The organism is Bradyrhizobium sp. Leo114, from assembly GCF_055229415.2.
Genome location: NZ_JBUYEN020000089.1, coordinates 1 through 15,596, shown reverse-complemented (window position 1 = coordinate 15,596; position 15,596 = coordinate 1). Strand labels below are relative to the sequence as shown.

The window sequence follows — 15,596 nt, the reverse complement described above, 5'->3', positions numbered from 1 at the left end:
TTGGAGGATGGACCGCCTACTATGGAAAGCCTGGTCCAAAGGTGATGCGCCTGGGCCTCGAAGCCTTCCGTCGCATCAAATACGGCACCACTTTGAGGCTCAAAAATGTGTGAATCGGATAGCGGTCTCACCGGGGAGAGCACGATATAAGCCGTAAAACCATTGCGCAGGGAATGCCGGAGTGTCTCCGCTGAACCTGTATGCTCGTGTGCACTTCTTTCTGCACTTATGCACACGAGACCGCGGGTGCAGCGCGCACCCGGCGTTCCCTGCGCCCTCTTGGTTCTGGGCGAATGATTTTGCAAAGCTCGGGTGAAACGCGCCGCGAGACTGTGGACCTGCATCTGAAATGTGTCTGGTGAACTCACGCGAAACATTTTCTGGATTCGGAATAATTCGCAACAACCTGCAGCTGCGAGTGAGTAGCGATTGCGACTGCGATCGGCGCTTGATGTTGGCGGGTGGGCTGCTACACCGCAGGCGATGAGCGCTCACAACGTCAAATCCTCGGTCGCAGCGATCTCGGTCTTTGCCAGCGGTGGCATGGCCGCGGCGAAACTCGTCGTCGGGATCGCGATCGGATCGCTGGCGCTGATCTCGGAGGCCCTGCACTCCTCGGTCGACCTGATCGCGACCATCATCACCTGGGCGGTGGTGCGGGTGTCCGACCTGCCCGCGGACGAAGAGCATCATTACGGCCACGGCAAGCTCGAAAGCATCTCCGCGCTCGGCGTGATCGCCCTGCTTTACGTGCTCGCGGGCGGCATCCTGGTCGAGGCCTATAGCCGGCTGAGCGAAGGCGCGCCGCCGCCGTCAATCTCCGCGATCCCCTTCGTGGTCCTCATCATCGACATCATCGTCAATCTCTGGCGGGCGCGGGCGCTGCATCGCGCCGCGCGGGAAACCAAGAGCCAGGCGCTCGCCGCCGACGCGCTGCATTTCGCCTCCGACGTGATGGGCTCGTTCGCCGTCATCATCGGCCTCGTGCTGGCCGGCCTCGGCTTCTGGTGGGGCGACGCCGCCGCGGCCATCGCCGTCGCCGTCATGATCGCCCTGCTCGGCCTGCGGATGGCGCGCTCGACCGTGGAGACGCTGACCGACCGGGCGCCGGAAGGCGCGCTTGAGAAGGCGACCGCGGCGATCCGGAACGTGCCTGGTGTGGTCGAGGTCGAGCGGCTGCGCGTGCGCATGGTCGGCCCGACCTATTTCATCGACGCCATCGCCAAGGTGCCGCGCACCATTCCGATCGACCGCGTCGAGGAGATCAAGCGCAGGGCGCAGGCCGCGGTCGCCGGCGTGCTCGGCGATGCCGACCTCACCTTCACCGCGGTGCCGGTCGCGCGCGACAATGAGAGCGTGCGCGAGCGCATCATGGTGATCGCGCGCAATTCCGGGCTTGCCATCCATCACGTCACCGTGCACGCGCTCGGCGAGAAGCTGATCGTCAGCATCGACCTCGAGGTCGACGGCGAGATGGAACTCACCGCGGCCCATGCCATCGCCCACGATCTCGAACGCGCGATCCGCGAGGACTTCGGCGAGGACGTCGAAGTCGACACCCACATCGAGCCGCTCGAGCCGGAACTGCCGTGGGGCAGCAACGCCGCGCCCGATCGCGTCGAGACCATCAGACAGGCGCTGACGCGCTTTGCCGCCGACGGCCCGATCCATGACATCCACAATGTGCGCGTCCGCGACTCCGACGCCGGCGAGATCGTCAACTTCCACTGCCGCGCCGCGCCGTCGATGAGCGTCATCAAGGTGCATGAGGAAGTCGACGCGATCGAGCGCGCGCTGCGCCGCGCCTTCCCCACCATCAAGCGCGTCATCAGCCACGCCGAGCCGCCGCACAGGTAGGAACACACATCGACGTTCTCGTTTCGGACTCGGTTTGCGAGCCGCGATTCTGTCTTGGACAAGAATTATTTCGCATTAACGAATCGTTGACTCTCGACACGCCGGGAAAACTGGATTCAAATCATAATGATTCGGGAGCAACGTGGGGTTGGCTTCCGAACTGTGTGGCAAATCAGATTGCGGTGGGGGTCTAGGGCATGACGCGTGCGCATGCGGCGAACGCGTGCGTTCAATCCGATTCGATCAAGGGATTGGCGCAATCGATCGCGAAACCAGACTACCACAGGCTCTTGACCGCTGAGCCTGCGTTGCGCCGGGCCGTGCCCACGCTGATCATCGCCTTCCTGATCACGATCTGCCTCGGCGCCTTCGTCCAGGTGGTCGACCAGAGCCGGCAGAAGCGTGCCGCGCTGAAGCGCGACCTCTCCGCCCTCTCCGATATCCTCGCCGAGCGGCTCGATCGCCTGACCTCGAGCCGCCGCGAACACCTTGGCAATATCGAGCAGTTGCAGAACCTGTTGCCCGATCTCATTCCGTCCTGGGGCATCGCCAGGGGCCGCCATGTCATCGTCACCAGCGCCGATCATCGCGTGCTCGCCCGCGCCCCGATCGACGGGCTTGGCGAGAACGACCGGGTGTTCGACATCGTCTCCACCGCGCAACTGCTCGTCGCGCCGAGCCAGCAGGGTATCCTCGCCGACATGATCCTGCCGAACGGCGACAGCGCGCTCGCCATCTCGGTTCAGGTGAAATCGCTGCCGGGCCAGGTGGTCGTGATCCAGGAGATGAACGAGCCGATCTGGGGATCGGACGCCGCGCTCTCGGTCACGCTCTCGGCGACCACGGGATTCGTCGTGCTCATCCTCGGCTTCGCCTTCCACTGGCAGTCGACCCGCGCCCGCGAGGGCGATCTCATCAATGACGCCGTCCGCGGCCGAATCGACACCGCGCTCAACCGCGGCCGCTGCGGCCTGTGGGACTGGGACCTCTCGCGCGGTCGCATCTTCTGGTCGCAGTCGATGTTCACCCTGCTCGGCCTCGAATCCCGCAACGACCTTTTGACATTCGGCGAGGTCAACGCGCTGGTGAAATCGGACGACATCGATCTGTTCGACATCGCCGACCAGCTCATCTCCGGCAAGATCGACCACATCGACCAGTCGTTCCGCATGCAGCACACCGAGGGCCACTGGATCTGGCTGCGCGTGCGCTGCGAGCTCAGCCACGCATCGGCCGATGGCGGCCTGCACCTGATCGGCATCGCGGTCGACATCACCGAGCAGAAGAGCCTCGCCGAAAAAACTGTTGAAGCAGACCTGCGGCTGCGCGACGCCATCGAGACCATTCCGGAAGCCTTCGTGCTCTGGGATGCCGAGGACCGCCTCGTGCTCTGCAACTCGCACTTCCAGCGCCTGCACAAATTGCCGGATTCGGCCGTTGCCCCCGGCACCTCCTACGAGACCGTGATCGAGGTCGGCAGCATGCCGGAGGTCCGCACGCGGTTGCACGAGGCCGGCGTGCCGATGCCGGGCGCGCGCACCTTCGAGGCGCAGCTCGACGACGGCAAGTGGCTGCACATCTCCGAGCGCCGCACCAAGGACGGCGGCTACGTCTCGGTCGGCACCGACATCACCCGCATCAAGGCCCACGAGCAGAAGCTCGTCGACAACGATCTGCGCCTGCGCGCCACCGTCGTCGATCTGAAGCGTTCGCAGACCGAGCTCGAGCGGCAGGCGATCGAGCTCGCCGACCTCGCGGAAAAATATTCGCAGGAGAAGACCCGCGCCGAGGAAGCCAACGCCGCCAAGTCGAAATTCCTCGCCAATATGAGCCACGAGCTGCGCACGCCGCTGAACGCCATCATCGGCTTCTCCGAGATCATGGGCAGCGGCATGTTCGGCGCGCTCGGTTCGGACAAATATCAGGAATATTGCCACGACATCCTCACCAGCGGCAAATATCTGCTCGACGTCATCAACGACATCCTCGACATGTCGAAGATCGAAGCCGGGCGCATGAAGCTCGATTTGGAGCCGCTCGATCTGTCGAGGACGCTCGCGGAATCGCTGCGCGTGGTGTCTGGACGCGCCCAGGCCAAGCAGCTCACGCTCGATGCCGACATCGAACGCACGATTCCCGTGGTGGCCGATCGCCGCGCGATCAAGCAGATCGTCGTCAACCTGCTCTCCAATGCGGTGAAGTTCACGCCCGACAGCGGCCGGGTGATCGTGCGCAGCCAGGTGCTGGACGATCAAATCGTGATGCTGATCGCCGACACCGGCATCGGCATCGCGCAGGACTCGCTGCAGCGCCTCGGCAAGCCGTTCGAGCAAGTCGAGAGCCAGCTCACCAAGACCTATCAGGGCTCGGGTCTCGGCCTTGCGATTGCACGCTCGCTGACCAGCCTGCATGGCGGCTCGATGAAGCTGCGCTCCAAGCTCGGCGTCGGCACCGTCGTCCGCATCGCCCTGCCACGCAACGCCTTTGCGGCGAGGATGCGGGAGGCGGCGTAGCTGTTCCGCTGTCGTCCCGGGTCAAGCCCGGAACGACGATCGTCAGGCGGCCTTGGCCGGCAACTGCAGGACGCTCTCAAGCAACGCCCGGTCGTTCAACACCGCCAACGTCTCGCGGGCGGTGAGAGAGGCGACGGCCTGCTCGAAGGTGTCGCTCGCCTCAACGCGGGCGCGGGCTGTTGCGAGCTGCGGGTCGATTTCCTGCGGTCGCCGGCGCGCCGGTGTTGGGAGCGAGCGGAGATGCTGCGTCAGGAATTGCGGGTCGCGTTGCAGTTCGAACAGCGCACGGCCACGATCAACCGAAGGCGATGCCGCCAGTTCGTTCGCACGGACCAGCACGGCCGGCGGCGCGACTTCCTCCGGTGTCGCAAACAGCGCCGTCATCCGCGGCTTCGCCGTATAGGCGCCGATCGGAATGGCAAACAACAGCCCGACGATGACCGGCGACATCCACAACAGCAGCGGCAGAGAGACGGCGTAGGCGCTCGCGGCCATCAGCACGCCGAAGGCCGTGGGCACGCCGTATTTGCGATAGAGCTCGCGCCGCTCGACCGAGCCATCGTCGCGGCGCTGCGTCTGCCATCCGGCATCACGGCCAATCAGGATCTCGATCACCGCGATCGACTGGAACACCATCATCGCGGGTGCGATCATGGCGGAGATCAGCACTTCGACGATGACACCGAGGAAAGCGCGAATGGCGCCGCCGAACCGCCGCCGCGTGTCCCGCTGCGTCAACAGCAACAGGAAGCCGAGCAGTTTCGGCACGATCAGAAGCGCCATGGTGGCGCCGAACACCCAGGCCGCGAGCACGGGGTCCTGCGCAGGCCAGTTGGGAAACAGCGCAAACCCCTTCGGAAAATATTCGGGGCGGACAAAGCGGGCCTGCAACGAGATCAGTATGCCGAGCAGCAGGAACGTAAACCAGAGCGGCGCAGTGATATACGAACCGATCCCGGTCATGAAATGCAGGCGCGAAATCCAGTGCAGTCCGCGCGTCGGCAACACGGCGAGATGCTGCAGGTTTCCCTGGCACCACCTCCGGTCGCGCGCCGCGAAATCCAATAGCGAAGGCGGCACTTCCTCGAAACTGCCGCCGAGCGTCGGCGCCATATAGATGCCCCAGCCGGAGCGGCGCATCAGCGCGGCCTCGACGAAGTCGTGGCTCAGGATATGTCCGCCGAACGGCTTTCGTCCGTGCAACTCCGGCAGCCCGGCCGCCTCGGCGAACGCCGCCACCCTGATGATGGCATTGTGCCCCCAATAATTGCCTTCGGAGCCGTGCCACCAGGCTACGCCCGCGGCGATCATCGGCCCGTAAAGCCGGCCGGCAAATTGCTGCAGGCGGCTGAACAGGCTTCGCGCATTGACGATGATCGGCAGCGTCTGCAGCAATGCGGCCGCAGAATTCGCCTCCATCGCATGGACCATCCGCACCATCGTCTCGCCGGTCATCAGGCTGTCGGCATCGAGGACGATCATGAACTGATAGCCGCTCCCGAAGCGCGAGATCCACTCGGCGATGTTGCCGGACTTGCGCGCGACATTGTTGGCGCGGTGACGGTAGTAGAGCCGATCGAAACCGCAAGCTTGCCGCAGTTTCAGGAAAGCGCGCTCCTCGGCGATCCAGATATCGGGATCGGTGCTGTCGCTCAGCACGAACCAGTCGAAGTGCTCACCATGCCCGGTCGCCTCGACGGACTCGTAGATCGCACGCAGCCGGGCCATCAACTGGATTTCGTTTTCATTATAGGTCGGCAGCAGAACCGCCGTCCGGCTCGCGATATCAGGCAAGGAACCGCTGGCGGCGATTTGCAGCGCGTTCCCTCCTCTGCCGAGCAGGACGAAAAAGCCCGCAAGGGCGGAGGCGAACGAGAAGCCGATCCAGGCGAGCAACGCCACGAACAGCGCGAGCACCATCCATTCCAGGACGGTCACGCCCCCGACTTCGAGCACCTTGTACATCTCGTACGCGCCGGCGCCGGTGAGCGCGATAGTGGCTGCAAAGACAAATGTCCGCCGCAGCCACATGCTTGACGCCACCGGTACAGGCTGCCGCGTCGCCTGCGGCGCGCGCGCGAAGTCCGATGTGATCATCTCGAGCGGATCTTCGCGTGGCAGGAACCCGCCCGCCAGCGCGTCCTGCGTCAGCGGCGACGACGTCGCTACGGAGCCCATCGATAAACCCACACTTCGGAAAGAGGTTTATCGTCTTGCACCAGCAAGGCCCGAAGCTCGACGGGCGTATCCTTCTTCACCGCGCATTGGAAACTGAGCCGCCATCCACCCGTGTCAGGATTGGGTTGCGTGACGATGTTGGTGATCTCGGACTTCTCGGCGCTCACGACGCCCTTGATGCTGCTGGGATCGATTGCCTTCAGGTTGTCGCCGACCAGATCCAGCACGAACAATTTGCTGTCCTCGCCACGCGCGCCGATACCGGTGCGTACGAAGCGGGCGAGCGAATGAGGCTTCGGCATATCCGGGCCCCAATGCAGACGATAGGTGAAATTGTTTTCACTCTTGGCCTTCAGTGGCGCCTTGGGCCGCCAGAACGCTGCGATGTTATCGTGGATTTCCTCTTTGGTCGGAATCTCGATCAGCACGACGCCGCCCTCGCCCCAATCGCCGATCGGTTCGACCCAGAGGCTCGGGCGAGCCTCGAAACGCGACTCGATATCCTCATAGGCGGCGAATCTCTTCTCGCGCTGCATCAGCCCAAATCCGCGCGGATTGAGGTCCTGGAAGGTGCTGACCTGAAGATCCCGCGGATTGCTCAGCGGACGCCACAGGCTTTCACCCTTGCCGTTGAAAATCGCGAGCCCGTCGGAATCGTGCACCGAGGGACGAAAATCGTCGACATCGTTGCGGTCATTGGGGCCGAAGAAGAACATGCTGGTCATCGGCGCCAGCCCTGCATGCTCGAGATCGGCCCGCGGATAAAGCGACATCTCGACGTCGAACACCGTGGTCTCGCCGGGCCGCAAGGTGAAGCGGTAGCTCGCGGCGCAGCTCTTGCTGTCGAGCAGCGCGTGGATGACGAGTGAGGTCGCGTTGGCTGCGGGGCGCTCCAGCCAGAACGCCTTGAAATAAGGAAACTCCTCTCCCTTCGCCTCTCCAGTGTCGATCGACAATCCCCGCGCCGACAATCCGTAGGTTTCACCCTTGGCGACGGCACGGAAATAGCTCGCGCCGAGGAAGACGCAGACCTCATCGAAATAGTCGGGCCTGTTGATCGGCGCGTGGATGCGAAAGCCGGCAAAGCCGAGATTATCAGCGGCGAACGCCGGCACATTGTCGCCGAACGAGAAGTCGTCCTTGCGATAGCGGATTTCGCTCGCCTGACCGTCGATGACTTCGAAGATGCTGACCTTGTTCTTGTAGAAGAAGCCCCGATGAAAGAACTGCGCCTGGAACGGCAGCTTTTCGGCACGCCACAGCGCGCGCTCCGGCATGAAGCGGATCGAGCGATACTGATCGTAGTTCAGATCCTTCAGCTCGGACGGCAGCTTTTCATCGGGCGCCTCGAACGATTTGCTCGCGAGGCTGCGCGCAAGTTCCCGGACGGTGGACGGATCAAACGGAACGGCGGCGACGGCTTCGGTTCCGGGAAACAACATGAGTGTCGGCAGCACTGCCGAGCCTTGCAGTAGCTGGCGACGATTCACGGGAACTCCCAGATGTTTGAACCAAACGTAGCATTGCAACAGTCGACCCGTCGGCAAAGTTCCCCTCGATGCTGCAAGGCGAGAAGAGATTTCAGTTCAGACAATCATCGCTTGGGCTTTGGGGAAAATCAGCATTCTGCCGCTATTCGGCCGCCAGAACGGCCTGAATTGAGCGGCGATTGAAATGTGAATTGGAGGAGACAGTCAGGCGCCCTGACGGCCGCGCCATGACGCGCGCGTCAACGTACTGACACGTGGGTCACGCGCCATGATTGGGAGATACCGACTCCAGCGTGGGCGCGACTTCGCGGGCGACCTGGACCAGCGCGGCAATCAAGGGCGTCATCGGGTCGCGCTGCGGGATCACCAGGCCGATGCTGTAGTTCACGACAGGGTCGACGATCGGAATGCTGCGCACGGCATCGGCGAGGCCGAGTGTCTCCGCAAGCTTTGCCGGCATCACGCTTGCCCAGCGTCCGGTCTTCACATGCGTGTAGAGCACGAGCAACGAATTAGAGGTCAGCGTCGGCGTTGCTTCCGCGCCGACCGAACGAAGTGCGCGATCGATGATGCGGCGGTTCTGCATGTCGGGAGTCAGCAGGCAGAGCGGCACCTGGCCGACCTCTTTCCATGTGACGGTGTCGCGATCGCCGAACATGGCATCGGGCGATGTCAGCAAGCGGTAACTCTCGCCATAGAGACGGATGGTGCGAACCTTGCCGATCGGCTCGTTCTCGATATAGGTCAGCCCGGCATCGACCTCGAGGTTCTCCAGGAGGCCCAGCACGTCGGACGAGGTGCAGGATTGGATGCGAAAGCGCACGTCCGGATGACGGGCGCGAAACGGCGTGGTCAGTGAAGCCACCATGCCGAGCGCGGTCGGGATCGCCGCGATCCGGATCTCGCCGGAAAGCTTGTGCTTCAGCCCATTGATCTCCTCCCGCATCGCACGGGCATCGCCGACGATACGGCGCGCCCAATCGAGCGCGCGCTCACCCTCGGGCGTGAAGCCCTGAAAGCGGGAGCCGCGTTGCACCAGCATCACGCCAAGGAGATCCTCGAGCTGCTTGAGGCTCGTCGACATCGTCGGCTGCGTGACGCCGCACGCCTCCGCCGCGCGGCCGAAATGCCGCTCCTTTGCGAGCGCCAACAGGAGTTCAAGCTTGTCGATCAAGAAGGCCTCATCAGCTCTGGCATGCCACTTCGAATATAACGATCACAACCGCGACGAACACGAGAAAAAGCCGTATCGCACAAGGTGTTTTGCTACCAATTCTATTTGTATATCGATCGATTTCATATCCAAATCGATCGCTGTTCACGATCGCAGCATGAGACAGCTTTATTGATATCTAGATCGATTCCAACTCTCATAGGGGCGAGTAAAAACCCTCCGATTTGAGAGATGTGGATGACGTCGGCCTACGAACCCTGGAACGAAGCGCGCGGCGCCGAGATCATCGCCGAGCATGCCAAGCTCGAAGGCGCGACGCTGGTCATCCTGCACGCGCTGCAGGAGGCCTTCGGCTACGTGCCCGAGCCCGCGATCCCGATGGTCGCTTCCGCGCTTAATCTCTCGCGTGCCGAAGTCCACGGCGTGTTCACCTTCTACCATGATTTCCGCAAGGCGCCCGCAGGCCGCCATGTGCTGAAGCTCTGCCGCGCGGAGGCCTGTCAGGCCGCCGGCGGCGATGCGCTGGCCGCGCGCGCCGAAGCCAAGCTCGGCGTTGCGCTCGGCAATACCACGGCCGATGAGCGCGTAACGCTGGAGCCGATCTACTGCCTCGGTCTCTGCGCCACCGCGCCATCAGCGATGCTGGACGGCCGCATGGTCGGCCGGCTCGACGAAGCGCGCCTCGATGCGCTGGTGAAGGAGGCGCAGCGATGACGATGCGACTCTTTGTCCCCCGCGATGCCGGCGCAGTCGCCGTTGGCGCCGATGAGGTCGTGACGGCGCTGGAGCTCGCCGCCGAGCAGCGCGGCCTCGCGATCGAGATTGTCAGGACCGGCTCGCGCGGGCTCTATTGGCTGGAGCCGATGGTCGAAGTCGCAACAGCGGCGGGCCGGGTCGCGTTCGGACCGGTGAGCGCTGCGGACGCGACCTCCCTGCTCGATGCGATGGCCGCCGACGGGCCGCATCCGCTGCGCCTCGGCATCGCCGACGATATCCCCTGGCTGAAGCGCCAGACCCGCCTGACCTTCGCGCGCTGCGGCGTGATCGATCCGCGCTCGGTCGAGCACTATCGCGCCCATGGCGGCTACAAGGGCCTGGAGCGGGCGCTGACACTCTCCTCCGACGAGATCCTGGCCGACGTCACCACCTCCGGCCTGCGCGGCCGCGGCGGTGCCGGCTTTCCGACCGGCATCAAGTGGAAGACGGTCGCGCAGGCCAGCGCCGACCGGAAGTACATCGTCTGCAACGCCGACGAAGGCGACAGCGGCACCTTCGCAGACCGCATGATCATGGAAGGCGACCCCTTCGTGCTGATCGAGGGCATGACGATCGCCGGCATCACGGTCGGTGCCACCAAAGGCTACATTTACACCCGCTCCGAATATCCACACGCGGTCGAGGCGATGAATGCCGCGATCGCAGCGGCCGAGCGCGCCGGCTATCTCGGCGCCCGCATCGGCGGCTCCGCGCACAGCTTTGATCTCGAGGTGCGCGTCGGCGCCGGCGCCTATGTCTGCGGCGAGGAAACCTCGCTGCTCGAAAGCCTCGAAGGCCGCCGCGGCATCGTGCGCGCCAAGCCGCCGCTGCCCGCACACAAGGGCCTGTTCGGGCGGCCGACGGTGATCAACAACGTGCTGTCGTTCGCCGCGATCCCGTTCATCCTCGATAACGGCGCCAAGGCTTACGCAGATTTTGGCATGGGTCGCTCACGCGGCACGATGCCGATCCAGCTTGCCGGCAATGTGAAGCATGGCGGCCTGTTCGAGACCGCATTCGGCATCACGCTCGGCGAACTTGTCGACGAGATCGGCGGCGGCTCCTTCACCGGCCGTCCGGTGCGCGCGGTGCAAGTGGGTGGCCCGCTCGGCGCCTACTTCCCGCGCGCTCTCTTTGATACGCCGTTCGACTATGAGGCTTTCGCTGCACGCGACGGATTGATCGGCCATGGCGGCATCGTCGTGTTCGACGACAGTGTCGATATGCGCAAGCAAGCGCGCTTTGCGATGGAATTCTGCGCGATCGAATCCTGTGGCAAGTGCACGCCTTGCCGGATCGGCTCGACCCGCGGCGTGGAGACCATCGAGAAGATCATCCGCGGCGAGCGCGTGGCCGAAAACCTCGCCCTCGTCGAGGACCTCTGCAACACCATGAAGTTCGGCTCGCTCTGCGCGCTCGGCGGCTTCACGCCCTACCCCGTGCTGAGTGCCCTCAGGCATTTCCGGGATGATTTCGGCCCGGCACCGGCCCGCTTAGAGGCCGCGGAATAGGAAAATCGCCATGTCATTGATGGAGGAAATCGACTTCGGCACGCCGCGCTCCAAATCGGAGACCATGGTCACGCTGACCATCGACGGCAAGCCCATTACGGTGCCCGAGGGCACCTCCATCATGCGCGCGGCGATGGAAGCAGGTCACCAGATCCCGAAGCTGTGCGCGACCGACATGGTCGACGCCTTCGGCTCCTGCCGCTTGTGCCTGGTCGAGATCGAGGGACGCACGGGCACGCCAGCGTCCTGCACCACGCCCGTGGCGCCAGGGCTGGTCGTGCATACCCAGAGCGAGCGGCTGAAAAAGCTGCGCAAGGGCGTGATGGAGCTCTACATCTCCGACCATCCGCTGGACTGCCTGACCTGCGCCGCCAATGGCGATTGCGAATTGCAGGACATGGCAGGCGCAGTCGGCTTGCGCGACGTGCGCTACGGCTATGAGGGCGACAACCATGTGTTCGCCATGTCCGCTGGCGCGGTCAATCCGGCCTGGATGCCGAAGGACGAGTCCAATCCCTACTTCACCTACGATCCCTCAAAATGCATCGTCTGCTCGCGCTGCGTCCGCGCCTGCGAGGAGGTGCAAGGCACCTTCGCACTGACGATTGCCGGCCGCGGCTTCGACAGCCGCGTCTCGCCGGGCATGAGCGAAAGCTTCCTCGGCTCCGAATGCGTCTCCTGCGGCGCCTGCGTGCAGGCCTGCCCGACCGCGACGCTGACGGAAAAATCGGTGATCGAGATCGGCCAGCCCGAGCATTCCGTGGTGACGACCTGTGCCTATTGCGGCGTCGGCTGCGCCTTCAAGGCCGAGATGCGCGGCGAGGAAGTGGTGCGCATGGTCCCGTACAAGGACGGCAAGGCCAATCGCGGCCACTCCTGCGTCAAGGGCCGCTTCGCCTGGGGCTACACCAACCACAAGGAACGCATCCTGAAGCCGATGATCCGCGAGCGGATCGAGGATCCCTGGCGCGAAGTGTCGTGGGACGAAGCGTTCTCGTTTGCCGCCGCGAAGTTCAAGGCGATCCAGCAGAAATACGGCCGCGACGCGGTCGGCGGCATCACGTCGTCCCGCTGCACCAATGAAGAGACCTATCTGGTGCAGAAGCTGATCCGCGGCGGCTTCGGCAACAACAATGTCGATACCTGCGCCCGGGTCTGCCACTCGCCGACCGGCTATGGCCTGTCGCAAACCTTCGGCACCTCGGCCGGCACGCAGGACTTCGACTCGGTCGAGGAGACCGATGTCGTGATCGTAATCGGCGCCAACCCGGCCTCTGCCCACCCCGTGTTCGCCTCGCGCTTAAAGAAGCGGCTGCGGCAAGGGGCAAAACTGATCGTGATCGATCCGCGTCGCACCGAGATGGTGGAGTCCCCTCACCTTGAGGCGCTGCATCTGCCGCTGATGCCGGGCACCAATGTCGCTGTCATGACGGCGCTCGCGCACGTCATCGTGACCGAGGGCCTCGTCAACGAAGCCTTCGTGCGCGAGCGCTGCGACTGGAGCGAGTTCGAGGAATGGGCGGCGTTCGTCGCGCAGCCGAACAACAGCCCGGAAGCCACCGCGATCCTGACCGGAGTCGACCCGAAGGATGTCCGCGAAGCCGCGCGCATCTACGCCACCGGCGGCAACGGTGCGATCTATTACGGGCTGGGGGTCACCGAGCACAGCCAGGGCTCGACCACGGTGATCGCGATCGCCAACCTCGCGATGGTGACAGGCAATATCGGCCGCCCCGGCGTCGGCGTGAACCCGTTGCGCGGCCAGAACAACGTGCAGGGCTCCTGCGACATGGGCTCGTTCCCACACGAACTGCCGGGCTATCGCCACATCTCGACGGATGCGGTGCGTGACCAGTTCGAGGCGATGTGGAACGTCAAGCTCAACCCTGAGCCGGGCCTGCGCATCCCCAACATGTTCGACGCCGCGATCGAAGGCACCTTCATGGGCCTCTACGTGCAGGGCGAGGACATCCTGCAATCCGATCCCAACACCAGCCATGTGGTGGCGGCGCTGTCGGCGATGGAATGCGTGATCGTGCACGATCTCTTCCTGAACGAGACCGCGAATTACGCGCATGTGTTCCTGCCGGGCTCGAGTTTCCTGGAAAAGGATGGAACCTTCACCAATGCCGAGCGTCGTATCCAGCGCGTGCGCAAGGTGATGACGCCAAAGAACGGCCTAGCCGATTGGGAAGTGACGATCGCACTCGCCAAGGCGATGGGCTTCGAGATGAACTACAACCACCCCTCCGAGATCATGGACGAGATCGCGGCGCTGACCCCGACCTTCGCCGGCGTCTCCTACGCCAAGCTCGACGAGCTCGGCTCGGTGCAGTGGCCCTGCAACGAGAAGGCGCCCGAGGGCACGCCGGTGATGCATATCGGCGCCTTCGTCCGCGGCAAGGGCAAGTTCATCGTCACCGAATATCTCGCCACCGACGAGCGTACCGGCCCGCGTTTCCCGCTGTTGCTCACGACGGGGCGCATCCTCAGCCAGTACAATGTCGGCGCGCAGACCCGCCGTACAGAGAATGTGGTCTGGCACAGCGAGGACCGGCTCGAGATCCATCCGCATGATGCCGAGCAGCGCGGCGTGCGCGATGGCGATTGGGTGCGCCTCAAAAGCCGCGCCGGCGAGACCACGCTGCGCGCGCTCATCACCGATCGTGTCGCGCCGGGCGTGGTTTACACCACGTTCCACCATCCGGACACGCAAGCCAATGTAATCACGACCGACTATTCGGACTGGGCCACGAATTGCCCGGAATACAAGGTCACAGCGGTGCAGGTCTCGCCGTCGAATGGTCCGTCCGACTGGCAGAAGGCCTATGAGGCGCAGGCGAAGCATTCACGCCGGATCGCGCCGGTCGTGGAAGCCGCGGAGTGAGGATGCACGATCCCGTCACCAGCGCGAAGCGGCAGGTCTGGCGCGACGGCAGCCTCAGCGAAGGCACGCGCCAGATCCCCGAGGAGACGGCGCTGGCGCTGACCTATAATGGCGGCACCTACGCCGTGATGATGGGCACGCCGCAGGACCTGCGCGATTTTGCCGTGGGCTTCAGCCTCAGCGAAGGCGTTGTTCAATCCGCCGAGGAGATCGAGACGCTCGACGTCATCGAGCTCGACGACGGCATCGAGCTGCGGATGTGGCTGGCGCCCGAAAAGGCCGCGCTGATCAATGAGCGGCGGCGGCATATCGCGGGCCCGACCGGCTGCGGCCTCTGCGGCATCGACTCGATCGCCGAAGCGGTTCGTCCGGCGGCAATCGTGCCGAAGGGCCGCAGTTTCTCGCCGCGCGAGATCATGGCCGCGATGGCCGCGATCGCCCCGCTGCAGGCGATCAACCTCAGGACACGCGCAGTGCATGCCGCGGCGTTCTGGACGCCAGCGCGCGGCATTGTCGCGCTGCGCGAGGATGTCGGCCGTCACAATGCGCTCGACAAGCTTGCCGGTGCGCTGGCGCAGGCCAAAGTGGCTACCAGCGACGGCATGGTGCTGTTGACGAGCCGCGTCTCGGTCGAGATGGTGCAGAAGACGGCAACCATCGGTGCGCCGCTGATGGTCGCGGTGTCCGCGCCGACAGCGCTTGCCGTGCGCATGGCCGACGCCGCCGGCATTACGCTCGCGGCGATCGCACGCGCCGACGGGTTCGAAGTGTTCACACATGCGGAGCGGATCGTTCCCCACGCCGATAGCAGGAAAGCCATCCATGTCGCCTGACCGACTGATTTACATGGCCAACCAGATCGGCAAGTTCTTCCAGAACCAGGGGCACGAGCGCGCAGTGCCGGGCATCGCCGAGCATATCAAGAAATTCTGGGACCCGCGGATGCGGAAGGCGATCTTCGCCCATCTCGACGCCGGCGGCGCTGGGCTTGATCCGTACGTCCACGAGGCGCTCAAGAAGTTGAAGAAGGCATAGGCCACAACACTGAATGGTGGGCACGCGTCGCTTTGCCCACCTACGGCGCTGTCGTCCCGGCGAACGCCGGGACCCATATGTGGACGGCCCCCGTGGCACAAGAGCTTTTGAGGTGATCGGATCGCTTGCATCCATATGTCCGGCCTGTTTGATGCGATCGGATGATCGCTGGCCAAGATGGGATGCGCGAGGCGA

Annotated in this window: 10 protein-coding genes; 7 read left to right on the top strand and 3 right to left on the bottom strand. The window is 64.2% G+C overall.

Annotation, left to right across the window (positions count from 1 at the left end):
- Nucleotides 1-483 precede the first annotated feature (483 nt).
- Nucleotides 484-1,857, top strand: a complete 1,374-nt coding sequence (locus ACZIRK_RS42935; RefSeq protein ID WP_130227485.1) for a cation-efflux pump — start codon at nucleotides 484-486, stop codon at nucleotides 1,855-1,857.
- Between the two features lie 197 nt (nucleotides 1,858-2,054).
- A complete protein-coding gene (locus ACZIRK_RS42930) occupies nucleotides 2,055-4,370 on the top strand; it encodes a sensor histidine kinase (RefSeq protein WP_474419629.1) in 2,316 nt (771 codons plus the stop codon).
- Between the two features lie 42 nt (nucleotides 4,371-4,412).
- On the opposite strand, the gene mdoH is transcribed toward ACZIRK_RS42930, so the two are convergent.
- The 3 genes from mdoH to ACZIRK_RS42915 form a co-directional block, all read right to left on the bottom strand.
- The gene (mdoH, locus tag ACZIRK_RS42925) at nucleotides 4,413-6,548 is read right to left on the bottom strand and encodes a glucans biosynthesis glucosyltransferase MdoH (protein WP_474419627.1); all 2,136 of its coding nucleotides are present in this window, start codon (nucleotides 6,546-6,548) and stop codon (nucleotides 4,413-4,415) included.
- Complete coding sequence (locus tag ACZIRK_RS42920) at nucleotides 6,536-7,990, bottom strand: glucan biosynthesis protein G (RefSeq protein ID WP_130227484.1); 1,455 nt, start codon at nucleotides 7,988-7,990, stop codon at nucleotides 6,536-6,538. Before ACZIRK_RS42920 ends, mdoH begins: the two co-directional genes overlap by 13 nt.
- Nucleotides 7,991-8,297: 307 nt before the next feature.
- Nucleotides 8,298-9,212, bottom strand: coding sequence for a LysR family transcriptional regulator (locus ACZIRK_RS42915; RefSeq protein ID WP_130227478.1), 915 nt, complete (start codon nucleotides 9,210-9,212; stop codon nucleotides 8,298-8,300).
- 237 nt (nucleotides 9,213-9,449) lie between these two features.
- Between ACZIRK_RS42915 and ACZIRK_RS42910 the strand changes: the two genes are divergently transcribed.
- From ACZIRK_RS42910 to ACZIRK_RS42890, 5 genes are read left to right on the top strand one after another with little or no spacing between them, the layout of a single operon-like run.
- Nucleotides 9,450-9,926 (top strand): formate dehydrogenase subunit gamma, encoded by a 477-nt coding sequence (locus ACZIRK_RS42910; protein WP_028167967.1) that lies wholly within the window; start codon nucleotides 9,450-9,452, stop codon nucleotides 9,924-9,926.
- Complete coding sequence (locus ACZIRK_RS42905) at nucleotides 9,923-11,479, top strand: formate dehydrogenase beta subunit (RefSeq protein WP_130227477.1); 1,557 nt, start codon at nucleotides 9,923-9,925, stop codon at nucleotides 11,477-11,479. Before ACZIRK_RS42910 ends, ACZIRK_RS42905 begins: the two co-directional genes overlap by 4 nt.
- 10 nt (nucleotides 11,480-11,489) lie before the next feature.
- Nucleotides 11,490-14,366 (top strand): formate dehydrogenase subunit alpha, encoded by a 2,877-nt coding sequence (gene fdhF / locus ACZIRK_RS42900; RefSeq protein WP_474419626.1) that lies wholly within the window; start codon nucleotides 11,490-11,492, stop codon nucleotides 14,364-14,366.
- A 2-nt stretch (nucleotides 14,367-14,368) separates the two neighbouring features.
- On the top strand, nucleotides 14,369-15,199 hold the full coding sequence (fdhD, locus tag ACZIRK_RS42895) for a formate dehydrogenase accessory sulfurtransferase FdhD (RefSeq protein ID WP_130227475.1): 831 nt from the start codon (nucleotides 14,369-14,371) through the stop codon (nucleotides 15,197-15,199).
- Entirely contained in the window at nucleotides 15,189-15,401 is a 213-nt protein-coding gene (locus ACZIRK_RS42890) for a formate dehydrogenase subunit delta (RefSeq protein WP_028167971.1), read from the top strand. Before fdhD ends, ACZIRK_RS42890 begins: the two co-directional genes overlap by 11 nt.
- Nucleotides 15,402-15,596 lie beyond the last annotated feature (195 nt).

What these genes read in the sequence shown, in the direction of transcription:
- fdhF (WP_474419626.1), top strand. Translation starts at nt 11,490, where the DNA reads ATGTCATTGATGGAGGAAATCGACTTCGGCACGCCGCGCTCCAAATCG.
- ACZIRK_RS42935 (WP_130227485.1), top strand. Translation starts at nt 484, where the DNA reads ATGAGCGCTCACAACGTCAAATCCTCGGTCGCAGCGATCTCGGTCTTT.
- ACZIRK_RS42890 (WP_028167971.1), top strand. Translation starts at nt 15,189, where the DNA reads ATGTCGCCTGACCGACTGATTTACATGGCCAACCAGATCGGCAAGTTC.
- ACZIRK_RS42905 (WP_130227477.1), top strand. Translation starts at nt 9,923, where the DNA reads ATGACGATGCGACTCTTTGTCCCCCGCGATGCCGGCGCAGTCGCCGTT.
- ACZIRK_RS42920 (WP_130227484.1), bottom strand. Translation starts at nt 7,990, where the DNA reads ATGTTGTTTCCCGGAACCGAAGCCGTCGCCGCCGTTCCGTTTGATCCG.
- ACZIRK_RS42930 (WP_474419629.1), top strand. Translation starts at nt 2,055, where the DNA reads ATGACGCGTGCGCATGCGGCGAACGCGTGCGTTCAATCCGATTCGATC.
- mdoH (WP_474419627.1), bottom strand. Translation starts at nt 6,548, where the DNA reads ATGGGCTCCGTAGCGACGTCGTCGCCGCTGACGCAGGACGCGCTGGCG.
- ACZIRK_RS42910 (WP_028167967.1), top strand. Translation starts at nt 9,450, where the DNA reads ATGACGTCGGCCTACGAACCCTGGAACGAAGCGCGCGGCGCCGAGATC.
- fdhD (WP_130227475.1), top strand. Translation starts at nt 14,369, where the DNA reads ATGCACGATCCCGTCACCAGCGCGAAGCGGCAGGTCTGGCGCGACGGC.